The organism is Streptomyces sp. R41, from assembly GCF_041053055.1.
GTDB lineage: Bacteria > Actinomycetota > Actinomycetes > Streptomycetales > Streptomycetaceae > Streptomyces.
In genome coordinates this window covers 7916447-7943100 of sequence record NZ_CP163443.1, presented here as the reverse complement: position 1 = coordinate 7943100, position 26654 = coordinate 7916447, and the positions used below count along the sequence as shown (strand labels likewise).

The window sequence follows — 26654 nt, the reverse complement described above, 5'->3', positions numbered from 1 at the left end:
GGGAAGCCTACGAGCACTCGGCACCGGCCTGGAGATTTCTTTCAACGGCCGTAAAGACCGCGGAATTACACCCGCCGGATGAGGGTGACGCCCTCGCGCACGGTGAGGATCACCTGCTCGACCCGCGGGTCGTCGCGCACCTTCTCGTTGAAGGAACGCAGCGCCACCGTGTCGGGCTTGTCGTCCAGGGGATTGGCCACCCCGCCGAACTGCAGCACGTTGTCGACGGCGATGACTCCGCGTTCGGCGAGCTGCGGCAACACGGCGTCGTAGTAGGCGCCGTACCCGGTCTTGTCGGCGTCGATGAAGACGAAGTCCCAGGGCCCTTCAAGGGTCTTGAGCTGTTCCAGCGCGGGTCCGAGCCGCAGCTCGATCCGGTCGGCGTACGGGGAGGCGTCGAAGTGCCGGCGGGCGATCTCCGCGTGCGTGGGGTCCAGCTCGCAGGTCACCAGGCGTCCGTCCGGCGGGAGTTCGGCCGCCATGCTGAGCGCCGAGTACCCGGTGAAGGTGCCGATCTCCAGGATCGTGCGCGGCCGGAGCAGATGGACGAGCATCGCGAGGAGGCGGCCCTCCAGCGGGCCGACCATCATCTGGGGCAGCGCGCAGACCTTGCGGGTCTCCTCGGCGAGCGCGGCCAGCAGCGGCGGTTCGCCGGTGGAGTGTGCTTCCGCGTACGCCTCGACTGTGGGCCTGACGATCATGCTGCCTCCCGGTCCGCCGTGGTGAGCAGCCAGGTGGCGAGGTCGTCCTCCTGGCCGCGGAAGTAGAAGTGGTCGCCCTCGAAGAGGCGGAAGCTGAATCCGCTGCGGGACATCTCGGCCCACGCCTCGGACTCCTCGGGCGTCACCTCCGGGTCGCGGTCACCGACGCAGGCGGCGACCGGGCAGGACAGCACCGCGTCAAGGCGGGGCCGGTAGCGCTCGACGAGCCGGTAGTCGGCCCTGAGAGTGGGCAGGACGACCCGGCGGACCTGGGGGTTGCCCAGCAGCAGCGAGGGCGTCGCGCCCAGCCGGGACAGCTCGTCCCACAGGGTCTCGTCGTCCAGGTGCTTGGAGCCGGGCTTGTGGTGGCGGGGCGCGGGTCGCCCGGACGCGCACAGCATCGCCGGGCGCACCCCGTGCACGGTCTCCAGGCGCAGTGCCACCTCGTGGGCGACGGCGGCTCCCATGCTGTGCCCGAACAGGACGACGTCCCGGTCGAGCGCGGGCAGGATCGCGTCACTGATCCGCATCGCCAGCTCCGCCATGTCGGTGATGTGCGGTTCCGCCAGGCGGTCCTCGCGCCCGGGGTATTGCACGATGAGCGGTTCGGCCGTGGCCAGGACCCGCTTGGCCAGGGTGCGGTAGAAGCTGGCCGAGCCGCCGCCGTGCGGGAACAGGACGATCCGCCGCCGCGCCCCCGGTCGTGGCCAGTAGCGGCGGAACCAGGTGTCGTAGGAGGAACTTCCGGTGGTCGTCGCGGTGTTCATGTACGGGTCCTCGGTGTGGGCACGGCTGTACTGGTCCTTGGAGCGGGCGCGGCTGTACTGGTCGTGGGAGCGGGCGCCGTACTCGCATGGGGCGCGCCCTCGGTGAGGTCGGCGGCCGCCAGGATCCGGGGCGCGGGCGGGTCCCGGTGCAGCCGGACCGGTCCGAAGCGGTCCGTGATGTCGCGGGTGAGCCGGCACAGCGTCAGGTGGTACTGGCCGTCCTTGCCGGGGTCCGCGCCCTCCTCGATGTCGTGGCGCAGGGCCTGGAGCGCGCGGGCCGCCCCCTGGGGCCACAGGTCGCGCAGAATCTCGCGGTAGTCCGGGGAGGTCTCGGGTCCCAGCGGCTGCGCGCTGGGGAAGCCGAAGTGCGCGGCCGCGGACTCCTCCATGCGGACGGTGTCCCGCATGTCGTCCGGCATATGGGGGCGGGGGCTCCACAGGAGCGGGCCATGGGTGTTGAGGAGGGTGAGGTTGCCGCCCTCGGTGTAGAGGGTGATGCGGTGGAAGAGGTGGGTGTGGTTGTCGGGGTCGGCGGGGTCCATGTCGTTCTGCAGCCGCAGCGTGCACGGCACCCCGGCGACGACCCCGTCCAGACTGCGGTGGACGGGTTCCGACGACGCCAACTGTCTTACGTCTTCAGGCAGTTCGGCGACCTTGCCGAAGGCCCACGGGCGCACTCCGCCGAGCGTGCGGCCCAGGATGTCCAGCAGGGTGTAGAGCACCTGGAACGCGCAGTCCGCGTCGATGTGCAGGGCTCGCTGCCGGGCCAGCAGCCGACGGCCCGTCGCGATGAAGCGGCGTACGGGCTCGACGTGCACGTAGTGAGTGTTCAGCCGGTACGCCACCCGGTGCTCCCGGGCGGTGCGCAGGCAGTCGGTCAACTCCCGCCCGTGCAACGGGTGTTCCTGGAGTACGTGATGGCCGCGGCCCATCAGCTGTTCGGCGAGCCGGGCGCCGGGGCCGCCGTTGATGCCCGCGCCGATCACCACGCAGCAGGCCTCGACGTCCTTGGGAATCTGTTCCGGGTCGGTGAACAGTGGTACGCCGTAGTGCCGGGCGATACGCGTGGAGCGTTCGCCGCCCCGGGCGAGGACTCCGGCCAGCTCGTACGGCGAGTCGGGGCGTGCGGTGGCCGCCAGGTAGATCCGGCCGAACTTGGTTCCGCACACCACGACTTGAGGCCGCCCCCCGCCCGTCGGCGGGCTCACAGCTCGCCCTCCTCCGTGCCGCACACCTCGGCGACAGGCCGGTCGTGGACATCGAGGACGGACACGGCCGGCAGGGCCCTGAGCCGTTCGACGACCGGGCCGGGGTCGAGGACCTCGGCCGCGTAGTGCACTCCGCCGGGCACGCTCCCGGTGAGCACGGCGGTGGTGGCGACGGCCGCGACCGAACCGGTCAGCTCGTAGGTGTCCGAGCCGCGCAGCACCAGGCTGCGTACCGCGGGGCGGCCCGCGTGCCGGCCGGTCAGCTCCAGGACGAACAGCTGGTAGGGGTCCCGGCCGAACAGGTCGAGGGCGGCTGCCTCCATGAGCTCCCGCGCGGCGGGTTCCAGCGAGCTCTGCCCGGACATGGCCCCCTGGAGCCGCCCGAGGGCCTTCAGCATGCGCGAGCCGCCGTCGAAGACGTTGTACCAGTCGACCGTGGACAGGCCGAGGGCGCGGGCGAGCCGCTCGACCTCGTAGCTGAGGTAGGGGTACGCGCTCACCGTGCCGGGGAAGAAGGGCAGTTCGGTGTCGGCGAGCGGAACGAGGGCGCGCAGCACCCGTGCCCCGTCCCGCCACGCCGACTGGGCCTCGCCGTAGGCGCCGCCGAGGCTGAGCAGATAGTCCCCCGCACCGGCGGGGGTGAGCCGGTCCATGGTGCCGACGTAGCCGAGCAGCCGCTCGGGTTCGTCGACGCCCTGGGCGGCGAGCCAGCGCGGCAGCAGGCCGGTGAGGCCGGGCATCATGCCCGCGGTCAGCACGGCGGTGCGGCCCCGGCCGGCCAAGTCCCGTACGGACAGCGCCTGGTGGACCGGCTCGTCGCCGCCCGCGTCGACGTAGTCGGCGCCGGCGGCGAGCGCCGCCGCGGCGACCGTGTCGAGGACCCGGTACGAGGGCCCCGCGCAGTTGACGACGATCCGGCAGTCCGCGCAGAAGGCGGTCAGGGAGGCAGGGTCGGTCAGGTCCACTGCGCGGGGCTCGGCCCGGCCGCCCAGGCGCTCGGCGTACCGGGTGGCCTCGTCGAGGCGGCGGCCGCCGATCCGCAGCCTCGCCTCGGGATGTGCGGCGGCGATCTCCCGCGCGGCGACCGCGCCGACCGCGCCGTAGCCGCCGAGGACGGCGATCGTCGTGGTCACGTGTGGTCCTCCTCGTGTGCGGGGAGTGCGGTGAGTACGGCGGTCAGGTCCCACGCGTGCTCGGCGGTCAGGCAGTCGAAGTGGTCGCCGGGGATGTCCCGCGTGCGGAGGCGGCCCAGGCAGAGGTCGCCCCAGTACCGGGTCATGTCCGCGCGCAGCGAGGGCCACAGCGGGGTGGCGTCCCGGTGCACGAGCAGGGTGATGTCACCCGTGTAGGGGTCGGCCTCGTGGTGGGCGGCCGCCTCGGCGAGCCCGCGCCCGGCGGCGTACCGCTCCCGCACCGCCTCCGGAGTGAGGCCGAGGGCCGCGGCGATCTCGGCCAGCCGGTCGGTCGTAGGCAGCGCGGCGCGGCGGGCGAACGCGGCCGCCACGTCGGCCAGCTCGCCGTCGAGCCGGGCCGGGGCGTCCGCGGGAACGCGGCCCGGGGTCAGGGCCAGCACCGCCGCCAGGGCCGCCCCCGTGCGCTGCTGGTCCGGGAAGCCCAGGGTGCGCGGGTCGAGTCCGCTGCCGAGGGCGAAGAGGTACTCCGCGAAGAGCGGGTCCTCGACCAGGGCGGGCAGCGGATAGCTGCTGATCACGGTGAGTTCGACGTCGGCGCCGCCCTCGGTGAGCTGCCGGGCGGTCTCGGCGGCGAGCAGGGCTCCGCTGTGCGCGCCGACGAGGTGGAACCGGGTGTATCCGGTGCCGCGCAGCAGCCGGGCGCGGTCGTGGGCGACGCGCGCGATCAGGGCGGACGGCGCGACTTCTCCGTAGGCCGTGAGCGGGTGCGCGGCGGACGCGTCGACCAGGGGCCCGGCGCCCTCCAGGGCCTCGCACAGCTCGGCGTAGCCGCCGGTCGCGGGGAAGCCCTCGCGCTGCGGTGCCCACAGCCAGTCGTCCGCGCCGTCGGCGGGCGCGACCGGCCCCGGCGGGAGGACGGCGGGCTGCGGCATGTCCCGCGTCGGCTCCCGAGCGGCGGGCGCCGTGCTCAGCATCTCGGCGAGCCGGGCGATACCGGCCCCGTTGAGGAGTTCGCGCAGCAGCTCGTCGAAGAGGGCGTGTTCCGCCTCCGGGAGCTCCTCGCGCAGGCTGCCGACGAGCTGCGCCGCGAGCAGGGAGTCGCCGCCGGCCTCGTAGAACGTCTCGTTCCTGCCCACGCTCTGGACACCAAGGACCTGGCACCACAGCGTCATGATCCGCTGCTCCAGGTCGGTCATCGGCGACGGGTCCGCGGTGCGGACCGGCTGCGCGGCCCGGCCAGAGGCCAGCCAGGACCGCAGGGTGCGGCGGTCCACCTTGCCGTTGTCGGTCAGCGGCAGCGCGTCGACGACCTGGACCTGGGCGGGGACCATCTCCTCGGGCAGCCGCTCGGCCGCGTGCGCGAGCACGTCCGTGGGGCGCACCTCGGCGCGGTCCGCCTTGAACCGGGCGGCGAAGACGTGCATGCCGATGGCGGAGAGCGGGTCGTCCGCGCCGGGCAGGCACAGGACGGTCTCCCCGCCGGCCCCGGCGATCAGGTCGAGCCACTGGTCCCGGGCCACGAACGTCTGGTCCTTGCCCTGGCGCACGTCCTCGAAGTCGCCCGCGGTGGCATCGAAGAGGAACTCCATCGAGGTGAGGATCTGATAGTTGTCGCGAGTGGTCTCGATGAACACGAGCCAGCCGCCGGGAGCGAGCATCTGCCGCATCCGGTCCAGGACCGTGGCGGCGTTGCGCGAGTAGTGCATGACGTTGCCGCACAGGATGACGTCGAGGGAGTTGGGCTCGATGCCCTGGGCGCGGAAGTCGTCGTTCATGTCGAACAGGGCGTAGTGGACCCACGGGAAGTCGGTGAACCGCTCGGCGGCCTTGTTGAGGAAGAACTGCGACACGTCGGTGAAGAGGTAGGAGCAGTCGGTGCCGGCCAGCCGGGGCACCGCCTCCACGCTGACACCGCCCACGCCGGCGCCGACTTCGAGCAGCCGTACCGTGCCGCGGTGGGCGCGTTCGTCGGCGATGCGGCGGACCACGGAGGTGGCGATGCGGTTGAGGTAGGAGTTGAGGAACCCTTGCGTGTAGGCGGCCTCCTGGATGTCCAGGCTGCCTTCGGGGAACAGGAGTTGGACCGGATCCTGCTCGTCGCGCAGGAGCTGCGGGAGGTGGGCGGTGGCCTTGCGGAAGTACGCGAGGAGTTCCGAGCCGTCCTGGGCGGAGGGCAGCAGTTCGTCGACGCGACTCCAGGCCCGCTCGACGTCGCCGGGCGCCGCCCGGCGCAGCGCGCGGTAGCCGCCCTCGCCCGGCCGGTGTTCGAGGAACCCCTCGCGCTCCAGCGCCCCGAGCCAGCGGCGTACCAGGCGGTGGTGTTTGGCCGCCACCTTGGCGGAGGCGAGGATCTCGGCGAGCGGGTGGTGGGCGCCGGAGGCGGCGAAGAGCCCGCTGTCCTGCAGGACGTCCACCATGGCGAGCAGCGCGGCCTCGTCCAACTGACGGGCGAAGCCGACGACTTGCGCCGCGTCGACGCCGGAGCGGACCTCCTCGCCCTCCTCCGCGACGGCGGACACGAGCGCGGTGCCGTCCTTGCCGGGCAGCGCGCCGGTTCCGGTGCGCGCGGTCTCCACGAACCCCACCAGCCGCCGTTCCAGGGGCCGTTCGCCCTCGACGAGGACGGCGCTCGCGGCCACCGCCGGGTGGGCCTGGAGGGCCGCTTCGACCTCGGCCGCCTCGATGCGGTGGCCGCGGATCTTGACCTGCCGGTCGTCGCGGCCGAGGAACTCGATCTCGCCCGAGGGCAGATAGCGGCCCAGGTCGCCGGTGCGGTAGAGGCGTTCGCCGGTGCGCGGATGCCGTACGAAGCGCTCGGCGGTCTTCTCCTCGTCGTGGAGGTAGCCCGCGGCGAGCCCGGCTCCTGCGATGTACAGATCGCCGGCGACCAGGTCGGGGCAGGGCTCGAAGTCCGCGTCGAGCACATGGAAGCGCTGGTTGGCGAGGGGCCTGCCGTACGGGATGGACCGCCAGGTCTCCGGGACCTCGCCGACCGGGTGCAGGATCGACCAGATGGACGCCTCGGTCGCCCCGCCCAGGGACACGACCTGGAGCCCGGGCAGCTTCGCGCGGATCGCGTCGGGCAGCCGTACGGGTATCCAGTCGCCGGAGAGCAGGGCCAGGCGCAGCCTGGGCAGCGGGGTGGGGCTGCTTCCCAAGTACTCGTTGACCATGTGCAGTTGGGCCGGTACGGAGTTCCAGAGCGTGACGCCGTGCTCGGCCAGGAGGTCGACCCAGTGGGACGGGTCGGCGCGCCGGGCCGGGTCGGGCAGGACGAGGGCGCCACCGGCGGCGAGGACGCCGAAGACGTCGTAGACGGAGAGGTCGAAGCCCAGGTTGGCGAGGGCCAGGACGCGGTCCTCCGCGCCGGCCCGGAAGCGGCGGTTGATGTCGTCGATGGTGTTGACCGCGCCCCGGTGCGTGATCATCACGCCCTTGGGGCTGCCGGTGGAGCCCGAGGTGTAGATGACGTAGGCGAGGTCGTCGGGGTCGCGCAGCCGCTCCGGGAGCCGGTCCGGCACCGGTTCCGGCGCGAGGGTGTCCACGGCGATCGCGGTGATGTCCCCGGGCAGTTCGGTGGTGCCGGACCGCACCAGGGCGTGCCGGGTCCCGGCGTCCTTGAGCATGCGCTCACGGCGGGCGGCCGGCTGGTGGGTGTCGACGGGGATGTACACGGCGCCCGCGATCAGGGTGCCGAGCACGGCCGCGATCTGTTCCCAGCCCTTGTCCGCCACGACGGCGACGGGGTCGCCGGGCGCGCATCCGCTCTCGCGCAGCGCGCGGGCCACGGCGGCCGCGCGTGCCGCGAGTTCGCCGTAGGTGAGACGGTGGGTTCCGGCGATCACGGCCGGGGCGTCCGGCGTACGCAGCGCGGCGGAGAGCGCGCCCTCGTGGAGCAGCGCGTCGCGCAGCGGCGCCTCGGTGGCGTTCGCCCGGGCCCGGCTCTCGGCCTGCGCGGCGGGCAGCCGTACGGGGACGGCGAGGTCCCAGACCTCGTCGCCGTCGGCCATGCGCTCCAGCAGATCGCGGAACGAGGCGAACATGTCCTCCACGACCGAGTCGGCGAGGACTCCGTCGCGCACGTCCCAGTTGACGCCGAGTGTCCCGCTGTTCTCCATCGCCTGGCAGTCGATCCACACCTGCGGGGTCTGGCTGATGCCGTGCACCAACTCCCCGTCCAGCACGGCCTGTTCATCGCCGTACGCGGTTGTCGCCCCGTCACTGTCGCCGTCGCGCAGCCCGATCGCGCTGGTGAAGACGACCGGCATCAGGGCCGCCTCCTGGCCCCGCCGGCGGGCGAGTTCGCGCAGCACCTCCACTCCGGAGAACAGCCGGTGGTCGAGGTCCTCGAAGAGCTGCTCCAGGACGCCGGTGGCGCGTTCGGCGAAGGTGGTGCCCCGGCGGCGGTCGACGGAGAGCAGCTCCACCGAGGTGAAGTCGCCGACGAGGGAACCGACTTCGGGGTGCAGCGGCAGCCGGTTCAGCAACGTGAGGTCCAGGGTGAACCGCTGCCGCCCGCTCCACCGGCCCACCACCTCCGCGTAGGCGGCCAGGACCGCGCCGGACGGGGTGAGGCCGCGCCGGACGGCACGCTCGCGCAGGGCCCGCCAGCGGTCCGCCGACAGGGTCAGCTGGTGGCGGTGGAAGCGGGCGGGGCCCTGTGCCTTCGGGCCCTCGCGCAGGGGCAGGGCGGGGGCGGGCGGCAGGTCGTCGACGCGGTCCAGCCAATAAGCGCGGTCGCGTTCGTAGCGGGGGCCCTGGCGCAGCCGGCGTTCGGCGAGCAGATAGTCCCGGAAGGTGATGGACGGCTCGGGCAGGGTCGCGTCCGGGTCGGTGTACAGGGTGCGCAGTTCGTCGAGGAGCAGGTGGATGGAGACGTAGTCGGCGATCAGGAAGTCGAGCGAGAGGTGCAGCAACGCGTGGTCGGCGAAGCGGGTGATCCGCAGGTCGAAGAGCGGCCAGGTGCCGGTCGGCAGCACCTGGTTCTCCATCTCCTCGCGCACCGCCGCGAGCGCCGTCGCACCGGCGGCGGGTGACGCGGTGCGCAGATCGGTGACCGCGATGCGGTAGGGCGGCACGGAGGGCAGGACTCGTTGCGCCCCCTCGTCCTCGACCACGGCCCGCAGCATGTCGTGCCGGTCGACCAGGGCCTGCCAGGCGGCTTCGAGGCGGGCCGGGTCGAGAGCGGCGAACCGCAGCTCGCCGTAGGCGTGGCAGGCCACCGAGCCGTAGTCGAAGACGTCCCTGCGGCCCAGCAGATAGGCGGTCTGCACATCGGTGAGCGGGAACGGCGTGTGCCGATCGGCGGGGACCGGGGTCACCGTGGCGCGCTCGCGTTCGGCCCTGAGGTGGCCGAGCACGGCGCTCTTGTGGGCGCTGAGGGTGGCGCGCTGTTCGCCGGTCAGCGCTCCCATCGGCGCACGGAAGCGGAGCTTGCCCGATTCCTCCCACAACTCGACACCGCTGGCCTCCAGTTCGGCCAAGAGCCCGGCGAGGTTCATAGGACTCCTTCTTCCATGGGGATCAGGGCAGTTGCGCTGCGTTGTTCCTCGATGAGCCGGGCGAGCGCCTCGACGGTCGGCGCCGAGAACAGCCGGCGCAGGGTGAGGCGGACCCCGGTGATGCGGTGCAGTCGCTCGGTGGCGCGGGTCGCGGTGAGACTGTCGCCGCCGAGGGCGAAGAAGCTCTCGCCTCGGCCGACGCGTTCGACGCCGAGCAGTTCGGCGAAGAGGGCGGCGACGGCGGTCTCCAGCTCTCCCCTGGGCGGCTCGTCGGCGACCGGTGCCTCCTCGCCCAGGGCGGCGGCCAGGGCGGTGCGGTCGACCTTGCCGTTGGCGGTGAGCGGGAGACGGTCCACGATCTCGACGCGGTCCGGGATCATGTAGCCGGGCAGCCGCTCGGTGAGGGCGGCGCGTACGGCGGCGGGTTCGGGGGCCGGTGCACCCCCGACGGCGAACGCCACGATGCGGTGGCGGGGGCGCTCCCCCACGGTGAGGGCGACGGCCCGGGCGATCCCGGGATGGTCCAGGAGCGCGGCCTCGATCTCGCCGAGTTCGATGCGGTGTCCGCGGATCTTCACCTGGTGGTCGGCCCGGCCGAGGAACTCCAGGATGCCGCCCGGGCGGTAGCGGCCCAGGTCACCCGTGCGGTACCAGCGCCGTCCCGCGTGCTCCACGAAGTGCTCCGCGGTGCGCTCCGGGTCGCCGCGGTAGCCGCGGGCCACCCCGGAGCCGCCGATCCACAACTCACCCGGTACCCAGTCCGGGCAGTCCCGGCCGAGACCGTTCACCACCCGGAAGCGCTGGTTGCGCAGCGGGTGCCCGTACGGGATGGACGGCCAGCCGGTCAGGGGCTCCGCCACCGGGTACGCGTTGGACCAGATCGCGGCCTCGGTGGCGCCGCCGAGGGCCACCAGACGGCAGCCGGGTGCCTGTGCGGCCAGCCGTCCGGGCAGGTCGAGGCCTACCCAGTCGCCGGAGACGAGGGCGAGGCGCAGGGGGATGAGGTCCTCTGGATGGTTCTCGCCCCCTGCGCCCCTACCCGCCCCGTACCTGGGGGCTGCCGCCCCCGGACCCCCGCTGTCGGCCTTGACGGCCTCGTCCTCGAACGCCGGACGGGCTGAGATCAGCAGCATGTCCAGCAGCGCGGGGACCGTGTTCCACACCGTCACCCGGTGCGTGTGCAGCAGGTCGAGCCAGCGGTGCGGCTCGCGGCGGTCGCGTTCGTCCACGAGGACGAGGGCGCCGCCGGCCGAGAGGAGGCCGAAGATGTCATACACGGAGAGGTCGAAGTCGAGGGCGGAGAGGGCGAGTACGCGGTCGTCGGGACCGATGCCGAAGCGTTCGCCGATGTCCTCGACCGTGTTCGCGGCGGCGCGATGGGTGGTCTCCACGCCCTTGGGTTCGCCGGTGGAGCCCGAGGTGAAGATGGTGTACGCGAGGTCCGTGTCCTTGACGGAGACCGGTGCGCGCAGGGCCGGTCCTGTCATACGGGCGACCTCGGTGTCCAGGGTGCGCAGGCCGTCCGGCCACGGTGTACGGGCGAGCAAGTCGGCGTCGGTGAGCACGGCCACGGCTCCGGAGCGACGCAGGATGCGGTCGCGGCGGGCCGGCGGCTGGTCCACTCCCACCGAGACGTAGAAGGCGCCCGCGGCGAGGGTGCCCAGCACGGCGGTGATCTGGTCGGGCCCCTTGGGCAGGGTGACCGCCACCGGGTCGCCGGGTTGTACGCCCGCGGCCCGCAGCGCGCCGCCGACCCGCAGCGCCCGCTGGGCGAGCTCGCCGTGGTCCAGCCGGCCGTCCCGCCACAGCAGTGCGGGCCTGCCGGGGTCCGCCGCGGCCCCGGTGAAGAAGGGTTCGTGCAGCAGGCGCCCGCTCATGGGAGCGTCCGTCGCGTTCACGGCGGCGCGCACCACCGCCTGTTCGGCGGGGAGTTCGGGATGGACGGGCCGGTTCCAGTCCGTTCGGGCGAGGCTGTCGAGGAGCCCCTCGTAGGCGGCGAACATGGTGGGCAGGAGACCGGCGGGGAACAGCTCCTCCACGGCGTCCCAGTTCACCGAGATGCCACCGTCGCGTTCCACGACCTGGCAGTCGAGCCACACCTGCGGCGTCTGGGACAGCCCGTGCACCTGCTCACCGAACGGCATGGTCAGGTCGGCGAGCCGGTCGGACACCCCGAGAGTGCTGGTGAAGACCACCGGCATCGCGACTTCCATGGCCCCGTCGCGCTGGGCGAGTTCGCGCAGTACCCACAGCGCCGAGACGGAGCTGTGCTGCAGCCCCTCCCAGATCTGCTGCTGGAAGCGGCGTGCCGCGCCCGCCCAGCTGTCTCCCGCGTGCGGCCGGTGGCCGACCAGCAGGAGCGAGGTGAAGTCGCCGACGATGTTGTTGATGTCGGGGTGGACCTCGCGACGGTCGAACAGGGTGAGGTTGAGGGTGACGTCGGGCTGTGCGCTCCAGGCGGAGAGCACATCGGCGAACGCGGTCGCGAGCACCGCCGAGGGTGTGAGTCCCGCGGCGCGGGCCGCTTCCGTGATCGCCCGCCAGGTCCTGGGCGGGACGGTGAACTCACGTCGAGTGAACCGGGGTTGGCCGATCTGCTCCGGGTCGACGGCGAGCGGGAGCGCGGGGGCCGGGGGCAGGGTGGGCAGCAGGCCGGTCCAGTAGTCCTTGTCCCCGGCGAGGTCCTCGGGGTCCGGGGCGGCCTGGAGGACGTAGTCCCGGAACGAGACGTCGACGGGCGGGAGTTGGGCCCCGAGGTCCTCGTAGAGCTGGGACAGTTCCCAGAACAGCGTCATGATGCTCAGCGCGTCGAGCACGATGTAGTCGAAGCCGAACGAGATACGGGTCCGGTCGCCGTCGTAGCGGGTGGCCGCGACATGGAAGAGCGGCCAGCTGCTCACGTCGAACACCTGGTGATCGAGGGCCGCGCGCTGCGCTCGCAGGGCCTCTTCGGAACGGGCGGGCGGCGCGTCGGTGATGTCGAAGGCGAAGCGCGGGACCTGGGGCAGGATGCGCTGGTTGCCGTCGTCGTCGAAGACGGCCCGCATCATCTCGTGCCGCTCGACCAGCCGGTTCCAGCTGTTCTCCAGTCGCTCCAGGTCCACGTCGCGGCCGTCGAACTCCCAGTACCAGTACGACCCGACGCCGCCCAGCGTGAAGTCCGCGCCGCGGCCCAGCCAGTAGGCGCGCTGCACATCGGTGGCGGGGAACGGCTCGTGACGCCGGTCGGGGTCGGCGGTGACGAGCGGCAGCCGGGTGGGCCGGCCGAGGACGAGTCCGGCGGCGAAGTCGCGCAGGGCGGGGGCTGCGAACAGGCGGCCCAGGTCGGCCCCGTGCAGCCCGGCCGCCCGCAGCCGGGTGAGCAGCCTGGTGGCGAGCAGGCTGTCCCCGCCGAGCGCGAAGAAGCCGTCCGTGCGGCCCACGCGCTGCACGCCCAGCAACTCGGCCCACAGGTCGGCCACTTGCTGCTCCACCGGGCCCTGCGGGGCCTGGTGCTCGACGGCCTGCTCGGCGCCGTCCTGGGCCTCGCGGGCGAGCAGTGTCCGCAGGGCGGCGCGATCCACCTTTCCGTTGGCGTTCAGCGGCAGGGCGTCCAGCGTTTTGAACCGGTCGGGGACCATGGCGGGCGGGAGACGCCGCTCGAGGTGTTCGCGCAGGAGCTCCGGCCATGGCTGTGACGCGGGTGGCGCGGAGGCGGCCTCCGATTGTGCTGCGGAGGGCACTCCGGCTTGCGACGCGGAGAACTCTGGGGCCTGCGGCCCGGGCGATCCTTCCGCCGGCAGCACAGAAGGCTCCCCCACCCGCGACCGTGCTTCCGCCTGCGGCCCGGAGGGCTCTCCCTCCCTCGAGGGTGCTCCCGCCCGCAGTACAGAAGGCTCCGCCACCCGCGACCGTGCTTCCGCCTGCGGCCCGGAGGGCTCTCCCTCCCTCGAGGGTGCTCCCGCCCGCAGTACAGAAGGCTCCCCCACCCGCGACCGTGCTTCCGCCGGCGGCTCAGATGCCCCTTCCGTGGGCTTCACAGACGGCTCTACCGCCCGCAGTACGACCGCCGCAGCCAGCCGCGGCGCGGACCCGCCTACCGCGACCACCGCGGCCGCGGCCACCGCGGGATGCTCCTTGAGCGCGGCCTCGATCTCGCCGGGCTCGATCCGGTGGCCCCGGATCTTCAGCTGGAAGTCGGCTCGGCCGAGGAACTCCAGGCGTCCGTCGGGCCAGTAGCGGGCCAGGTCGCCGGTGCGGTACCAGCGCAGCCCGGCGCGCTCCACGAACCGGTCGGCGGTACGCTCCGGATCCCCGCGGTAGCCGTCGGCCACCGAGGCGCCGCCGATCCACAGCTCGCCCGGCACCCAGTCCGGGCAGTCCCGGCCGCGCGGGTCGACGACCCGGCAGCGCTGGTTGGGCAACGGCACGCCGTACGGCACCGAAGTCCACTCATCGGGAGACCGGGTGGCCTCCTGGACGGTGGAGTGGATCGCGGTCTCCGTGGTGCCGCCGAGCCCGGCGAACCGCACGGAGGGGAACACCTGCCCGGCCCGCTCGGGCAGATCCGCGCCCACCCGGTCGCCGCCGAGCAGTACCACCCGCACCCCTGCCATCGCCCCGGCTCCCTCGGCCGCCTCCACGAGCATCTCCAGCAGCGTCGGCACGCAGTTGACGACCGTGACGCCTCGGCCGCGGACGAGGTCCAGCCACGCCTGTGCGTCGCGCCGCTCCTCCTGCCGTACGCAGACCACGGCTCCCCCGGCCGAGAGGGGGCCGAAGATGTCGTACACGGACAGGTCGAAGTCGAGCGCCGAGACGGCGAGGGTCCGGTCGTCGGGGCCGATGCCGAACCGCTCGTCGAGGGCCAGCACGGTGTTCACGGCGCTGCGGTGGGAGACCTCCACGCCCTTGGGTTCGCCGGTGGAGCCGGAGGTGTAGATGACGTACGCGATCCGGGTCGGCGGCACGGCGGCGGGTTCCGGCAGCGGTGTCGCCGAATGAGCGTGGCTGAGGGTCTGTCCGGTCACCGTGAGGCGGGCGCCGCAGGACGCGGCGATCCTGGCCCGGCGGTGCTCGGGCTGGTCGACGCCGACCGGGACGTAGGTGCCGCCGGCCGCGAGCACGCCGAGTACGGCGATGATCTGGTCCGGACCCTTCGGCAGCGTGACCATGACGGCGTCGCCCGGGGTCAGCCCCTGGGAGTGCAGCAGTCCGGCGAGCCGCAGCGCGCGGTCGGCGAGTTCGCCCCGGCTGAGCGAACCGTCCGCCCAGAGCAGCGCGGGCCGCCCCGGGTCGGCCGCGGCGGAGGCGAAGAAGGGGGCGTGCAGGGTCTGCGCGGGATACGTCCGGTCGGTGGCGTTGACGGTGGCGCGGGTGTCGCGCTGGGCCGGTGGCAGCAGGTCGGGCATCGGCTCGGTCCAGCGGGCGGCCGGGTCGGTCAGCCGGTCGAGCAGGGTGCGGCAGGCGGCGAACATGCCCTCCACCACGCCGTCGGGGAACAGCGCCTCGACGGCCTCCCAGTTGAGCTGGATGCCGCCGTCGTGCTCCACCACCTGCAGATCCATCCACACCTGCGGTGTCTGGGAACCGAGCCACACCGGCTCGCCCAGCACCTGGCGCACGTCGTTCTCGAACAGTTCGCCCATGCTCAGCGCCGAGGTGAAGACCACGGGCGCGAGCGCGGCGCCGGGGCGGACTCGGGACAGGGCGCGCAGCACATCGGTGCCGGAGAAGTCGCCGTGCGCGGCCGCCTCGCGGAACTCCGACTGCACCCGGCGGGCCCGGTCGGCGAAGGACTCCTCCCGGGTGGCGTCCACGTCGAGAAGCAGAAGGCTGGTGAAATCGCCCACCATCGCGGGGACTTCGGGGTGGAGGGGCTCGCGGTCGAACAGCGGCAGATTCAGCAGGAACCGCTTCTCCGCGCTCCAGGCCGCAAGGGTCTCGGCGTAGCAGGTCGCCAGCACCATGGACGGGCTCAGACCGTGCTCGCGGGCTCGGGCGGTCAGCACTTCGCGTTGCTCGGGCGGCAGCCAGTGGGTGCGGCGGGTGGTGCGGGGACGGTCGAGGCGCTCCGGGGCTCCGGCGAGCGGGAGTTGGGGGCCGACGGGCAGGGTGTCGAGGTGCTCGGTCCAGTAGGCGCGGTCGCGCTCGTGGTTCCGGGGCGGCCGGGCGGTGCGGTCGGCCAGGTAGCGCGGATAGCTGTAGCCGAGCGGGGCCGGCCGGCGGTCGGGGTGTGCGTAGAACCGCGCCAGGTCGGCGAGGGCGATCCGGAAGCTGAGCGCGTCGCAGACCAGCATGTCCACGTCGATGTGCACGCGGCCGGTGCCGTCCGGCAGGAGGCTGAGGCGGACGTCCAGCACCTGGCCGCCCGCCACGTCCAGCTTCTGGTGGGAGAGCCGCTCGCGCAGCCGGTCCAGTGCGGCCCGTGCGGCCTCCTCGGTCTCTCCGCGCAGGTCGTGCACGGTCCCGAGACCGGTCGGCCGGTCGGTGATCCGCTGGGTGCCGTCGGGCAGGAAGCGGGCGCGGAACATGGCGTGGTGGGTGGTCAGCGCGCGCACTGCCGCGTCGAGCCGTACGGGGTCGAGGGCGGGTCCGTCGAACTCGAAGTAGAAGTGGCCTGCGACGCCGCCGAGCACCTGTCCCTCGCCGCGGCCCACCCAGTAGGCGTGCTGCATCGGGGCGAGGGCGAAGGGGGCGGACTCGTCGAACGGGGAGGCGTCTTCGGTGAGTTCGTCGGCGAATGCCGGTACAGCGCCGCCGGGGGATGCCGGCTCAGCGCCGTCGCCCGTCGCCGCGGCGGCGTCACCCGTATGCCCGTTGCCGCCGGTACGGCCGTCGACGAGGGCCCACCAGTCACCCAGCCGCGGCTGCTCGACCAGGTCGCCGAACCTGATCTCCGTGCCCTGCCTGCGCCATTCACCGGCCAGCCGCATGATGCCCATCGAATCCAGGCCCAGGGAGGTCAGGTCGTCCTGGTCGCCGATGCTTTCGGGCGCCTCGTCGAGCAGTTCGGCGACAGCCCTGCGCATTCCCTCAAGCGTTATTCCCATGAAATTCCCCGCGGTGCTCAACAGACACGGCTGATGGACAGGGCGGCATCCTTGGAGACGAGTTCGGCGGCCGCGACATAGCGTTCTGCGAATTCCCTGGCGAACTTTTCGTCGAGCCGCCCCTCGTTGTAGAAGAGCAGGACGTGGAATCCCTCTTCGTGGGGCACCATGACGAGTTCGAGCTCGAATCTGCTGCCCACTCCGTCGGGCACCAGAACCTCCAGGTCCAGGCCGCCCGCGGTGGTGCTGTAGACCGGTTCCGCCAGCATCTGGAAGACGATGTCGTCGGCACGCCCGCCGGCGCTCTGCGCCTCGCGCAGCGGCAGCAGCTGGTAGGGGACTCCCTGGTTCAGGAATCCGCCGACCACGGTCTCGTGCGTGGCGCGCACCGCGTCGAGGAAGCCCGCGCGTGGATCGATCCGGGTGCGCAGCACCACCATGTTGGCGAGGAACCCGACGGTCCTGCGGACCTCCGGGCGCGTCCGGTTCGCGTACAGGGAGGCGACCGCGAGGTCGGTGCGGCCCGTGGTGCGGTGCAGCACGGCGTAGTACAGGGTGAGCAGCGCCGTGAAGAGGGTGCTCCCGCCGCCGCGCGCGACCTCGCGCAGTCCGCTGACGGTCGCCGCGTCGAGTCCGGTGCGCACCAGCGCGGTACGCCGCTCGGTGGGTGCCTCGCGGGTCGGCAGCGGTGGCAGAGTGAGGCCGGCGAGCCGGTCGCGCCAGTACGCCTGCTGGCCGCGCAGTTCGCCGCCGTCCAGCGCCCGGCGCTGCCAGTCGGCGAACTCCCCGAACTGCCAGCCCGGGTCGGCAAGTTCGGTGGTGGCGCCGGACGACCTCTCCAGTACGGCGCACAGGTCCTGGAAGACGATGCCGCAGGACCAGGAGTCGGTGACCAGGTGATGGATGTTGAGGCAGAGGACATGGTCGGACGGGGCGACCCGCCACAGCGTGGTGCGGATCGTGCCCCCCGAGGCGTCGATACGGGTGGCGAGTTCGGTCGCGACGGCGGTGTTCAGCGCGCCTTCCGGGTCCGGTTCCCGGGACAGGTCGTACACCTGAATGTCAACGGGTTCCGATCCCCGTACGACTTGCCGCAATCCCCGGCCGCCGCCCGTGAATACCGAGCGGAGTGATTCATGGCGGTCGATCACGGTATCCAGTGCGCCTCGCAGAACGGCAATGTCCAACGGCCCGCGAATACGGCACATCATCGGGCAGTTCAGCGCGCCGTCGTGCCCTCGATAACGGTCGAGGAACCACAGCAGCCGCTGCCCCACGGAAGGCTCGATCTCTCGCTCTTCTATGCTGCCCACGGCGCTCAAGCTACCGGCGGCCCGCGCCCATCCCGCCGACGCTGAAAGATACTTGGCGGCATTGAAAGAATTACGGCCCGGACCGTTTCCCGTTGCTAGCCTCGCCCGCATGCAGCACCTCGATCTGCGGGCTACGGTGCACACCCGGCTGTCGTGGGACTACACGCCCCGCGCGCCACGGCTCGGGTCCCTCAACCGGCGGGCCCGCGACGGACAGTGGGACGCCGACGCCGACATCGACTGGTCGATTCCCGTGCCGTTCGGCGCGCCGCTCGCGGACGGCACCGACTTCGCGCGCGCCTCGTTCGAGGCCTCGCCGATGGCCGGGCGCGGTCGCCCCATGTGGGACACCTTCCGCTGGGAGCTGCAGGCCTGGCTGGTCAGCCAGTTCCTGCACGGCGAACAGGCCGCCCTGGTGGTGGCCGCCCGGCTGGTGGAGTCCCTGCCGACCGTCGAGGCCAAGCTGTGCGCCGCGAGCCAGGCCACCGACGAGGCCCGGCACGTGGAGGTCTTCGCGCGCTATCTGCGGGAGAACGTCCCCGATCCGTATCCCGTCAACGCGGATCTGCGGGAGCTGCTGGAGGACATACTGGGCGACTCCCGCTGGGATGTGACGGCCCTGGGCATGCAGATCATGGTGGAGGCGCTGGCGATGGCCGCCTTCCGGCTGGCCGGCAGCACCTTTCACGACGCTCTGATCCGCCGGATCACCACGCTGGTGGCCCGCGACGAGGCCCGGCACGTCTCCTTCGGGGTGGTCTCCCTGGAGGAGGTCTACCGGGAGCTGTCGAGCGCGGAACTGGCCGACCGGGAGGAACTCGTCCTGGACGCGGCCTCGTTGATGCGCAGGCGTTTCCTGCTCTCCGACGTCTGGGAGCGGCTGGACGTCGACCGGGACGCGGGAGTGGCCTACGCCGCCGCGGATCCGGCGATGGTGCTGTACCGGCAGACGGTGTTCGCCCGTGTGGTGTCCGCGCTGGTGCACATCGGCCTGATGACGGACCGGGTACGGCAGGGGCTGCGGGACCTCGATCTGCTGAGCTACGGCTCGGTGCCCCGCCGGCTGGCCCGGCGCGACGACCGACTGGGGAGAGTGTGAGGCCGATGACCACGGGAGCAACGGAAGCAAACCGTGCGACGGACGCGGCGGGTTCCGCGCAGGCACTGTCGGTACGGCTGTTCCTGGCCGGCCTCGGCGCGGCGGAGCTGATGACCGCGTATCTGGGCATCCGCCTCGGCCTGTACGTGGAGCTCGCCAAGGCGCCCGCGACCGCGGGTGAGTTCGCGCTGCGGGCAGGCATCGACCGGCGATACGCCCGCGAGTGGCTGGAACAGCAGGCGGCGGCAGGCATTCTGACGACAGATCAGTCCGAGGAGAACCCGCAGCGGCGGGTCTTCACACTGCCCTCCGGGCATGCCGAGGCCCTCACCGACCTGGACAGCCCCTTCTCCATCGCCCCGCTCGTCCTCCTGCCGATCGGCGGGATGGCATCGGTGCTCCCCCGGGTCGCCGACGCGTTCCGCACCGGGCAGGGCATTCCGTACGCCGAGTACGGCGCCGAACTCCGGGGCGGGCAGGCCGGTTTGAACAAGCCGGTCTTCCGGCACCAGCTGGCCGGCTGGATCGCGGCGACGCTGCCGGACGTGCATGCCGCGCTCGGCGGCGCGGGCGGCCGGATCGCCGACGTCGCCTGCGGATCGGGCTGGTCGTCGATCGCGCTGGCCCAGGCCTATCCGCGGGCCCGGGTGCACGGCCTCGACCTGGACGAGCGGTCGGTGGCGGACGCGCGGCACAACGCGGCGGAGGCCGGGGTCGCGGACCGGGTGGAGTTCGAGGTGCGGGACGCGGCCGATCCGGACCTGGCGGGCCGCTACGACCTGGTGTGCGTCTTCGACGCGCTGCACGACATGGCCCGCCCGGTGGAGGTGCTCCGGGCCTGCCGCTCGCTGCTGGCCCCGGACGGCACCGTACTGCTGATGGAGCCCAATGTCGGCGAGCGCTTCACCGCGCCGGCCCCGGAGACCGAGCGCTTCCAGTACGCGGTGAGCCTGCTGCACTGCCTCCCCGTCGGCCTGGCCGAGGAGGAGTCGGCGGCCACGGGCACGGTGATGCGGCCCGCGACGGTGCGGGCGTACGCGGCCGAGGCGGGGTTCCGGCAGGTCAAGGTGCTGCCGGTGCGGCATACGTTTCACCGCCTGTACCGGTTGCGGTGAGGCCGGCGGCCCGCCGCCTGTATCGGCTGCGGTGAAACCCACGGCCCGCCGCCTGTGCGGCTGCGCGCGCTGAAGCGCCCGGCCCCTCCCTGCGGGTGCGCTGAGCCCCCGGCCGCTTGGCCGGGGGCTCGGACAGTCAGGCCCTCGGGCTCTCGGAGACCGAGGCTCTCAACGCACGGTCGGCGCCTGCGCCTCCACCCCGAGGTATTCGGCAAGCAGCGTGTTCACCTCGGTCGGCTTCTCCAGCAGGGCCGCGTGACCGCTGTTCTTGATCTCCCGGTACTCGGCCCCGGGGATCAGCTTGGCCAGTTCCCGGGCCATCGGATAGGGCGCCATGATGTCGTGCTCCATGCCCACGACCAGGCACGGGACGGTGATCCCGGCGATCCGCGCGGGATCGGGGTCGTACGCCGCAGACGCCTCCGCGTGGCCGAGGGCACCGTGGCCCCCGGCGGCGGCGAGCCCGCGCAGGCCTTCGAGGTAGGGCTCGATGAAGGCGTTCCGGTTCAGCGCCCGCGGGCCGAACAGATACATCGCCCGGTAGATGCCCTCCATCACGGGCGGCATCACCACACCCGCCCGCAGCCGCTCCAGGGCGTCCTCACGGATCGCCCGGTGCAGCGCGCTCGGCTTCCACGGCACGCCCACCAGGACGGCGCGGGTGAGCAACTCCGGCCGCTCGACGGCGAGTTCCAGAATGATCGTGGCGCCCAGGGAGTAGCCGACGATGGCACAGGGGCCCACCCCCAGCTGCTCGATCAGCGCGGCGACGTCCTCGGCCAGGCCCTCCATCGTGTACGGCGGCGGGGTCTCCTCGGACGGCGGTACGCCCCGGTGGTCGAAGGTGATGACCCGGTGGCCGCGCTTGGTCAGATAGGGGACCTGCATCTGGTTGAAGAGGTTGGCCTGGTGCTGTCCGGGGACCAGAATCACCGGGCTGCCTTCCGGATCCCCGAAGATGTCGTAGCTCAGGGTCACGCCCGTCTTCAATGCGATGTCCACGCTGCCGTCCTTCTTCGGGTGACGATGGGGCCTTCGCGCGATGAGGGGGCTGCCGCCCCGGCATTTCACGCTAACCGCGGTCTACGGATGTGCCGTTGGAGCTGACAGGTCCCGGACGGAATCTCCGGCGACCACGGCCTCGAAGGTGGCCCGGTCAGGACCCGGGGTGCGTACCTCGGGCAGGGGATGCTCACGCAGAAAGGCGAGGATGCGCCGCGCCACGGTGCGGTCGGCCATCAGTTCCTGGGGCGTCATCAGCATGTTGTAGAGGCGCAGGGCCGCGGTCCTGATCTCCGGGTCGTCCTCCCGGAGCACGGCCATCGCCCGTACGAAACGGTTGGGCAGGTCGTCCGCGGGCGGTGCGTGCTCGCCCCGCAGCCCCGCCTTGAGCTGGGCGAACCGGGCCCGGTCGGTGGCCAGTTGGATCTCGAACCACACCCCGAGCCGGCCGTCGGTCCACTCCTCGAACCCTGCCGTGTACGCGGCCGGATCGGCGGCCGCCTCCTCGGCGGTGCGGGCGAGGTGCTGGGCGTGGGTGAGGGCGAGCGAGACACCGCGGCCGAAGGTCGGGTTGGTCTGCAGGGCCGCGTCGCCCACCAGGACCAGTCCGGCGGCCACCGGCCTCCCCAGGTCGTCGCGCAGGGTGCGGCGACGGTTCTCGATGTGGCCCATGGGGCTCGGGTCGTCGAGCGGAATGCCGCGGTCGGTCCACTCGGCCGTGCGGGGCACCGACGCCAGGAAGCGGCCGTACGCGTCCGGGTCCCGCAGCCGGTGCTTGAGCGGGTCGTCCACGGCCAGGGTCGTGGAGAGCTGGAAGGTGTCGTTGTCCCCGGGAAAGACCAGGGCGGTTCCGTAGTCCAGCTCGGCGACGATCGGAACGGTCGTCGACGGGAAGGCGTGGCCCTGACGGAGTTCGTAGTGCCGGGTCAGGTAGAAGAAGCCGCACGGCTGCGCGGTCTCCCGGGGCGCGGGCAGTCCGGCCGCGGCCAGCCAGTGGGCGACCCGCGAGCGGCGGCCACTGGCGTCGACGACGAGGTCCGCGCTGTGCTCGGTGCCGTCCGCGGTCCGCGCACCGATCACCCGGGGCACATCGCTCGCCTCTTTGTCCGTCACAAGTTCCGTCACCCGGGCGCCGGTTGAGACCGTGACGCTCCCCTCGGCCTCCGCGGCCCGGCGCACCACACCCTCGTAGACGAGTCGGCGGCTGAGCACGGTGGCGTCCTCGGAGCCCGGCTCCAGCGGGGTGACCAGGGCGCCGCGCGCGGTGAAGGCGGTCAGGACGTCGGGGGCCTCCTCGCGCAGGACGCGCGTGGACAGGGCGAGGAACGCGTGCCCCTGCCGGGCGTGCGGCACCTCCTTGCGGGACCAGGCGCGTACCTCCTCATCGGGCGTGGCACCCGGCGGGGGCGGGCTGCCGCCGTCCAGCACGGTGACCTCGTGGCCACGGCGGGCGCAGAAGAGCGCCACGGCCGAGCCGGCGAGTCCGGCCCCGATCACCAGGACGCGTGCCATGGCCGGTCACCGGGCCGCCGCGGTGACCGGGGAGGACCAGTCGACGCGGTAGCCGTAGACGGATTCGGCGTTCTTGAGGCTGAGCCTGAGGAAGAAGGGCAGCATCAGGTCGCGCAGCGCACGGCCGACGGGGCCCGCGGGAGTCATGTGGCCGCCGGTGCGGCGCGCCTGGCGGATCAGCCCCTCCACCCGAGCGCGGCGTATGCGCTCGAACGCCGCGAAGGCCGACCGGGGTTCGGGCAGGTCGCGCAGGCACTTGGCGAGGACGACGGCGTCCTCCAGACCGAGTGCCGCGCCCTGGCCCATGTGCGGCGAGATGGCGTGCGCCGCGTCGCCGATCAGGCAGACGTTGCCGCGGTGCCAGGTGGGGACGGACGGGAGGTCGTACAGCGGCCAGCGGCCGATCGGCCCGTCGGTGGCCTTGAGGATCTCGCCGACGACCTGGTGGTCGCCCACGTGGCGCTGCAGCAATTGGTCGCGCCACTGTGCGTCGGTGATCGACTCGGCCCAGCCACGGGCGGGTTCCCGGGTCTCGGTGTGGTTCTCGAACCAGTAGACCTCGCCGTCCGGCAGCACCTGGTGGCCGAAGAAGCCGCGCAGTCCGAACATCATCCGCAGGACGCCGTCCGGTCGCCCCAGGGCGGTGGTCCGCGCGAAGCCGCCGGAGCCGATGCCCTGGGTGAACCTCGGGCGGGGGGCCTCGGAGAACACCGCGGCGCGGGTGGCGGAGTTGATGCCGTCGCTGCCGATGAGCAGCCGGCCCTCGGCGGTGGAGCCGTCGGTGAAGCGGACGGTCACCCCGTCCGGTCCTTCGGTGTTCACGCCGGTCACCCGCTTGCCGAACTCCACGGGTATTCCAGCCTGTTGGGCGGCTTCCCGCAGGCCCTTGTTGAGCAGGCCGCGTTTGATGACGGTGGTGCGCTCCGGATTGCTGCCGATGGTCTTGTTGCGGTGGTTGGCGAAGACCAGCCGGGTGGTCACGGCGCCGTACCGGAGCACCTCGTCGGCGATGCCGAGGGTCTCCAGGACGGCCCTGCCGTTGGGACCGAGGTTGAGGAAGGCGCCGGCGTGGTCGCCGGGTTCGGGCCGGGACTCGTACAGTACGGGTTCGAAGCCGCACTGGCGGAGGAACATCGCGAGCACCGGGCCCGTGATGCCGCAACCGGCGATGAGCACGCGCCGTCCGCCGGGCATGCCTGTGGGGGGTGTTTCACGCATGACGCAGTTCCTCATTTCTCCACTGTTGCCACGGGGTGCTCCACTAAGGAGCTACGGGATGCTCCACAAGGGAGTTGACGGGCGGGCGAGGCGGACTCAGCCGGCCACGAAGCTCCGGAACTTGCGCACCATGACGACCGCGCACAGCACGCTCACGCCCACGGTCCAGGCGAGGGTGGCCAGTACGGGGACCAGCAGCGGGCCGCCGTGCGAGAGGCCGACCAGCGCCTCGACGGCCGTGGACACCGGGTTGGCTGCCACCACGGGTCGCACCGCGTCCGGGAACGCGTCGAGCGGCATATAGCCGGACGACATCATGGTCAGGGCGAGCGTCGGCATCTGCACCCAGCGCATGATGACCGGCGGATAGGGCGCGGACAGGGCGGCGACCACCGCGATCGACGTGCACATGAGGCCGAACAGCGCGACGAGGACGAAGAATCCGAGGGCGGCGCCGACGCCCTGCTCGAAGCGGAAGCCGGGAAGGTAGGCGATCAGCGACACGAGCACGGCGATGCCCATGATCCGGACGAGGTCGCCGAGCATCCGGCCGAACAGGATGGACAGGGCGTTGATCGGCATGGCGCGCAGCCGGCTGAAGACCCCGCTGCGGATGTCGACCCAGAAGGCGATCGCGCTGGATCCGATCGCCGAGAAGGCGGTGACGAGGATGATCAGGGGCGCGAGCCGCACCACATAGCTCTCGCCCAGGGTGTCGCGGACCAGGATGCGGAAGGTGGCCAGCAGCATGAACAGCTGCAGCAGCGGAAAGCCGAAGGTGGCCAGCAGCATCATCGGGCTGCGGACGAAGTGCTTGAGGACCCGGCCGCCGATCAGCGTGGACTGCGCCCACAGACCGGTCGTACCGCTCGCCTGAGTGGCTCCACTCGCCTGGGTCGTTGCGGCCGTCACTGGGTCACCTTCCGGAATGCGCGAGCGGTGGTCCATCCGAAGAGCAGGGTCAGCCCCAGGCACCACAGCACGGCCGGTACGACTTCGCCGGCCGAGGGGGTGCCGGTGGACAGCGCCCGCAGGGCGTCCACCACCGCGGACACGGGCGAGGCACGCACAATGGGCTGCAGCCAGCCTGGGAACAGGGAGGCCGGGACGAAGCCGGTGGAGACCACCAGCAGGGGCAGATACGGCAGATAGAGGGCGGCCGCCAGCGCCTCCTGGCTGCGCAGGGTCAGACCGAGGGTGGCCGTGGCGGCTGCCAGCGCCACCGTGAAGGCCATCGCCACGAGCAGGAACCCGACGGCGGCGGCCGGTCCGGCGTCGAACCGGAAACCGGCGAGATGGGCCACCAGACTGATCACGACCGTCGACGTCAGCGCCTCGGCGGCCACGACCAGCAGCCGGGCCGTGCCCAGCGCGGAACTGCCGATGGGCATGGTGCGCAGCCGGTTGAACAGCCCGCTGCCGCGGTCCGCCGCGAGTGACATCGCGGACGCGATCGCCACGAACATCAGGGCCTGGACGACCAGGGTCGGTGTGACGAAACGGCCGTAGTCGATGCCCTTGGCGTCCAGCATCCGGCTGAACGTCGCGTAGAAGATGCCGAAGAACATCAGCGGCTGGACCACGGTGCCGACGAGCGCGCCCCTGCTGAAGGAGCGCCGGAAGTCGCGCTCGGCGAGCACCTGTACGTCGTGAACGAGGCCGGGACCGGCAGGCGGAGCGGCATGCGAGACCGTCGTCATGAACGGGCCTCCGGGACCGGCGCGGCCGAACCGTCCGGGACCGGGCGGTTCTCGGTGAGCGCGAAGAAGACGTCGTTCAGGGTGGGCGGGTGCACCGCGACGTCGTCGGCATGGACGCCTTCGGCGCGCAGGTCGCGGATGATGCCGGCGAGGTCGTCGGTGCCGCGCACCGGCACCACGACCGCGTCGTCGCGGACGTTCACCCCGGCGAAGCCGGCGAGCAGAGCGGCGGCGCGGGTCCGGGTGGCCGTGTCCCCGATCGTGACCTCGCAGACGGAGCCGCCGGTCTGTTTCTTGAGCTCGCGGGGTGTGCCCTCGGCGATGACCCGTCCCTCGTCGATGACGACGATCCGGCCGGCGAGCGCGTCGGCCTCGTCCAGGTACTGGGTGGTGAGCAGGATCGCCATGCCGTCGGCCGCGAGCCTGCGCACCGCGTCCCACAGGGTCTCGCGGCTGCGCGGGTCGAGTCCGGTGGTCGGCTCGTCGAGCACCAGGACCGGGCGCGGTACGACCAGGCTGGCGGCCAGGTCGAGCTTGCGCCGCATGCCGCCGGAGTACTGTCCCGCGGGCCGGTCGGCGCTCTCCGTGAGCCCGAACTGGTCGAGGAGCTCAGCGGCCCGGGCGCGGGCGCCGGTCTTGGACAGACCGAGCAGCCGGGCGAAGAACACGAGGTTCTCCCGACCGCTGAGGGATTCGTCGACGGCCGCGAACTGCCCGGTCACCGCGATGCTGGCGCGTACCCCGCGCGGATCGGCGACGATGTCGTGGCCCGCCACGGTGGCGCTGCCGCCATCGGGACCGAGCAGTGTGGTCAGGCAGTTGATCAGGGTGGTCTTTCCGGCTCCATTGGGCCCGAGCAGTCCGACAACGGAGCCTGGGGCGACGCTGAACGAGACGTCGTCGACCGCTGTCTTGGGCCCGAAGCATTTGCGGAGCCGATCGATCTCGATCACCGCGTCGGCCACAGGAGGCCCCTCTCTTCGGTGGGGACGTTCGCTCTCGGAAAGAGAGCGCGGAGCACTCCGACGGTAGCCAGGCGCGCATGTCCGCACCCGTCTCCTGTCAGAGATCTTTCAGTGCGACACCAGCTGGTTCTGCTCGCGCAACTGGCCCACCACGTAGGCGACTACGTCGTCCGAGGTGGTGATCCCCCGGCCCGTCTCCTCGTCGATGGGCGGCAGATCGAAGTCGTCCTCGATCGCGAAGGCGAGTTCCAGGAGGGCGAGCGAGTGGAAGCCCAGATGGTTCACCAAGTGGGCGGCCCCTTCGGCGGGGAAGCCCTCGGGGTCCGGGGCGAGTTGGCGGATGAGCGACAGTATGGTCTCCCGGACCGCGCTTTCGGTGTGGGCCATGT

General features: G+C 72.3%; 16 protein-coding genes. 2 read left to right on the top strand and 14 right to left on the bottom strand.

Features of this window, described 5'->3' with window-relative positions; translation table 11 throughout:
* Positions 1-65: 65 nt before the first annotated feature.
* Genes AB5J53_RS36150 through AB5J53_RS36120 form a run of 7 tightly spaced genes read right to left on the bottom strand, consistent with a single transcriptional unit; the run spans position 66 to position 17654 of the window.
* Positions 66-701, bottom strand: a complete 636-nt coding sequence (locus AB5J53_RS36150) for an O-methyltransferase (protein WP_369249800.1) — start codon at positions 699-701, stop codon at positions 66-68.
* Positions 698-1468, bottom strand: coding sequence for a thioesterase II family protein (locus tag AB5J53_RS36145; protein ID WP_369249799.1), 771 nt, complete (start codon positions 1466-1468; stop codon positions 698-700). Before AB5J53_RS36145 ends, AB5J53_RS36150 begins: the two co-directional genes overlap by 4 nt.
* On the bottom strand, positions 1465-2676 hold the full coding sequence (locus tag AB5J53_RS36140) for a Gfo/Idh/MocA family oxidoreductase (RefSeq protein WP_369249798.1): 1212 nt from the start codon (positions 2674-2676) through the stop codon (positions 1465-1467). Before AB5J53_RS36140 ends, AB5J53_RS36145 begins: the two co-directional genes overlap by 4 nt.
* Positions 2673-3809 (bottom strand): saccharopine dehydrogenase NADP-binding domain-containing protein, encoded by a 1137-nt coding sequence (locus AB5J53_RS36135; RefSeq protein WP_369249797.1) that lies wholly within the window; start codon positions 3807-3809, stop codon positions 2673-2675. Before AB5J53_RS36135 ends, AB5J53_RS36140 begins: the two co-directional genes overlap by 4 nt.
* Positions 3806-9310 carry an amino acid adenylation domain-containing protein gene (locus AB5J53_RS36130; protein ID WP_369249796.1) on the bottom strand — a complete coding sequence of 1835 codons (5505 nt, stop codon included), beginning with the start codon at positions 9308-9310 and terminating at the stop codon, positions 3806-3808. The genes AB5J53_RS36135 and AB5J53_RS36130 overlap by 4 nt, the downstream gene beginning before the upstream one ends.
* Entirely contained in the window at positions 9307-16320 is a 7014-nt protein-coding gene (locus tag AB5J53_RS36125) for an amino acid adenylation domain-containing protein (RefSeq protein WP_369249795.1), read from the bottom strand. The genes AB5J53_RS36130 and AB5J53_RS36125 overlap by 4 nt, the downstream gene beginning before the upstream one ends.
* A 38-nt stretch (positions 16321-16358) precedes the next feature.
* Positions 16359-17654, bottom strand: coding sequence for a condensation domain-containing protein (locus AB5J53_RS36120; RefSeq protein WP_369249794.1), 1296 nt, complete (start codon positions 17652-17654; stop codon positions 16359-16361).
* Between the two features lie 109 nt (positions 17655-17763).
* Between AB5J53_RS36120 and AB5J53_RS36115 the strand changes: the two genes are divergently transcribed.
* Positions 17764-18753 (top strand): ferritin-like domain-containing protein, encoded by a 990-nt coding sequence (locus tag AB5J53_RS36115; protein ID WP_369249793.1) that lies wholly within the window; start codon positions 17764-17766, stop codon positions 18751-18753.
* Positions 18754-18758: 5 nt separating this feature from the next.
* The gene (locus tag AB5J53_RS36110; protein WP_369249792.1) at positions 18759-19868 is read left to right on the top strand and encodes a class I SAM-dependent methyltransferase; all 1110 of its coding nucleotides are present in this window, start codon (positions 18759-18761) and stop codon (positions 19866-19868) included.
* 168 nt (positions 19869-20036) lie between these two features.
* Here AB5J53_RS36110 and AB5J53_RS36105 read toward each other — a convergent pair whose 3' ends face one another.
* The 7 genes from AB5J53_RS36105 to AB5J53_RS36075 form a co-directional block, all read right to left on the bottom strand.
* Positions 20037-20870: an alpha/beta fold hydrolase gene (locus AB5J53_RS36105; RefSeq protein ID WP_369249791.1), complete on the bottom strand. Its 834-nt coding sequence runs from the start codon at positions 20868-20870 to the stop codon at positions 20037-20039.
* Between the two features lie 81 nt (positions 20871-20951).
* On the bottom strand, positions 20952-22382 hold the full coding sequence (locus AB5J53_RS36100; protein WP_369249790.1) for an NAD(P)/FAD-dependent oxidoreductase: 1431 nt from the start codon (positions 22380-22382) through the stop codon (positions 20952-20954).
* Positions 22383-22388: 6 nt separating this feature from the next.
* Complete coding sequence (locus AB5J53_RS36095) at positions 22389-23600, bottom strand: FAD-dependent monooxygenase (RefSeq protein WP_369249789.1); 1212 nt, start codon at positions 23598-23600, stop codon at positions 22389-22391.
* Between the two features lie 96 nt (positions 23601-23696).
* Entirely contained in the window at positions 23697-24512 is an 816-nt protein-coding gene (locus AB5J53_RS36090; protein ID WP_369249788.1) for an ABC transporter permease, read from the bottom strand.
* Positions 24509-25300 (bottom strand): ABC transporter permease, encoded by a 792-nt coding sequence (locus AB5J53_RS36085; protein ID WP_369249787.1) that lies wholly within the window; start codon positions 25298-25300, stop codon positions 24509-24511. The genes AB5J53_RS36090 and AB5J53_RS36085 overlap by 4 nt, the downstream gene beginning before the upstream one ends.
* A complete protein-coding gene (locus tag AB5J53_RS36080; RefSeq protein ID WP_369249786.1) occupies positions 25297-26265 on the bottom strand; it encodes an ATP-binding cassette domain-containing protein in 969 nt (322 codons plus the stop codon). The genes AB5J53_RS36085 and AB5J53_RS36080 overlap by 4 nt, the downstream gene beginning before the upstream one ends.
* A gap of 108 nt (positions 26266-26373) precedes the next feature.
* On the bottom strand, positions 26374-26652 hold the full coding sequence (locus tag AB5J53_RS36075; RefSeq protein WP_369249785.1) for an acyl carrier protein: 279 nt from the start codon (positions 26650-26652) through the stop codon (positions 26374-26376).
* Positions 26653-26654 lie beyond the last annotated feature (2 nt).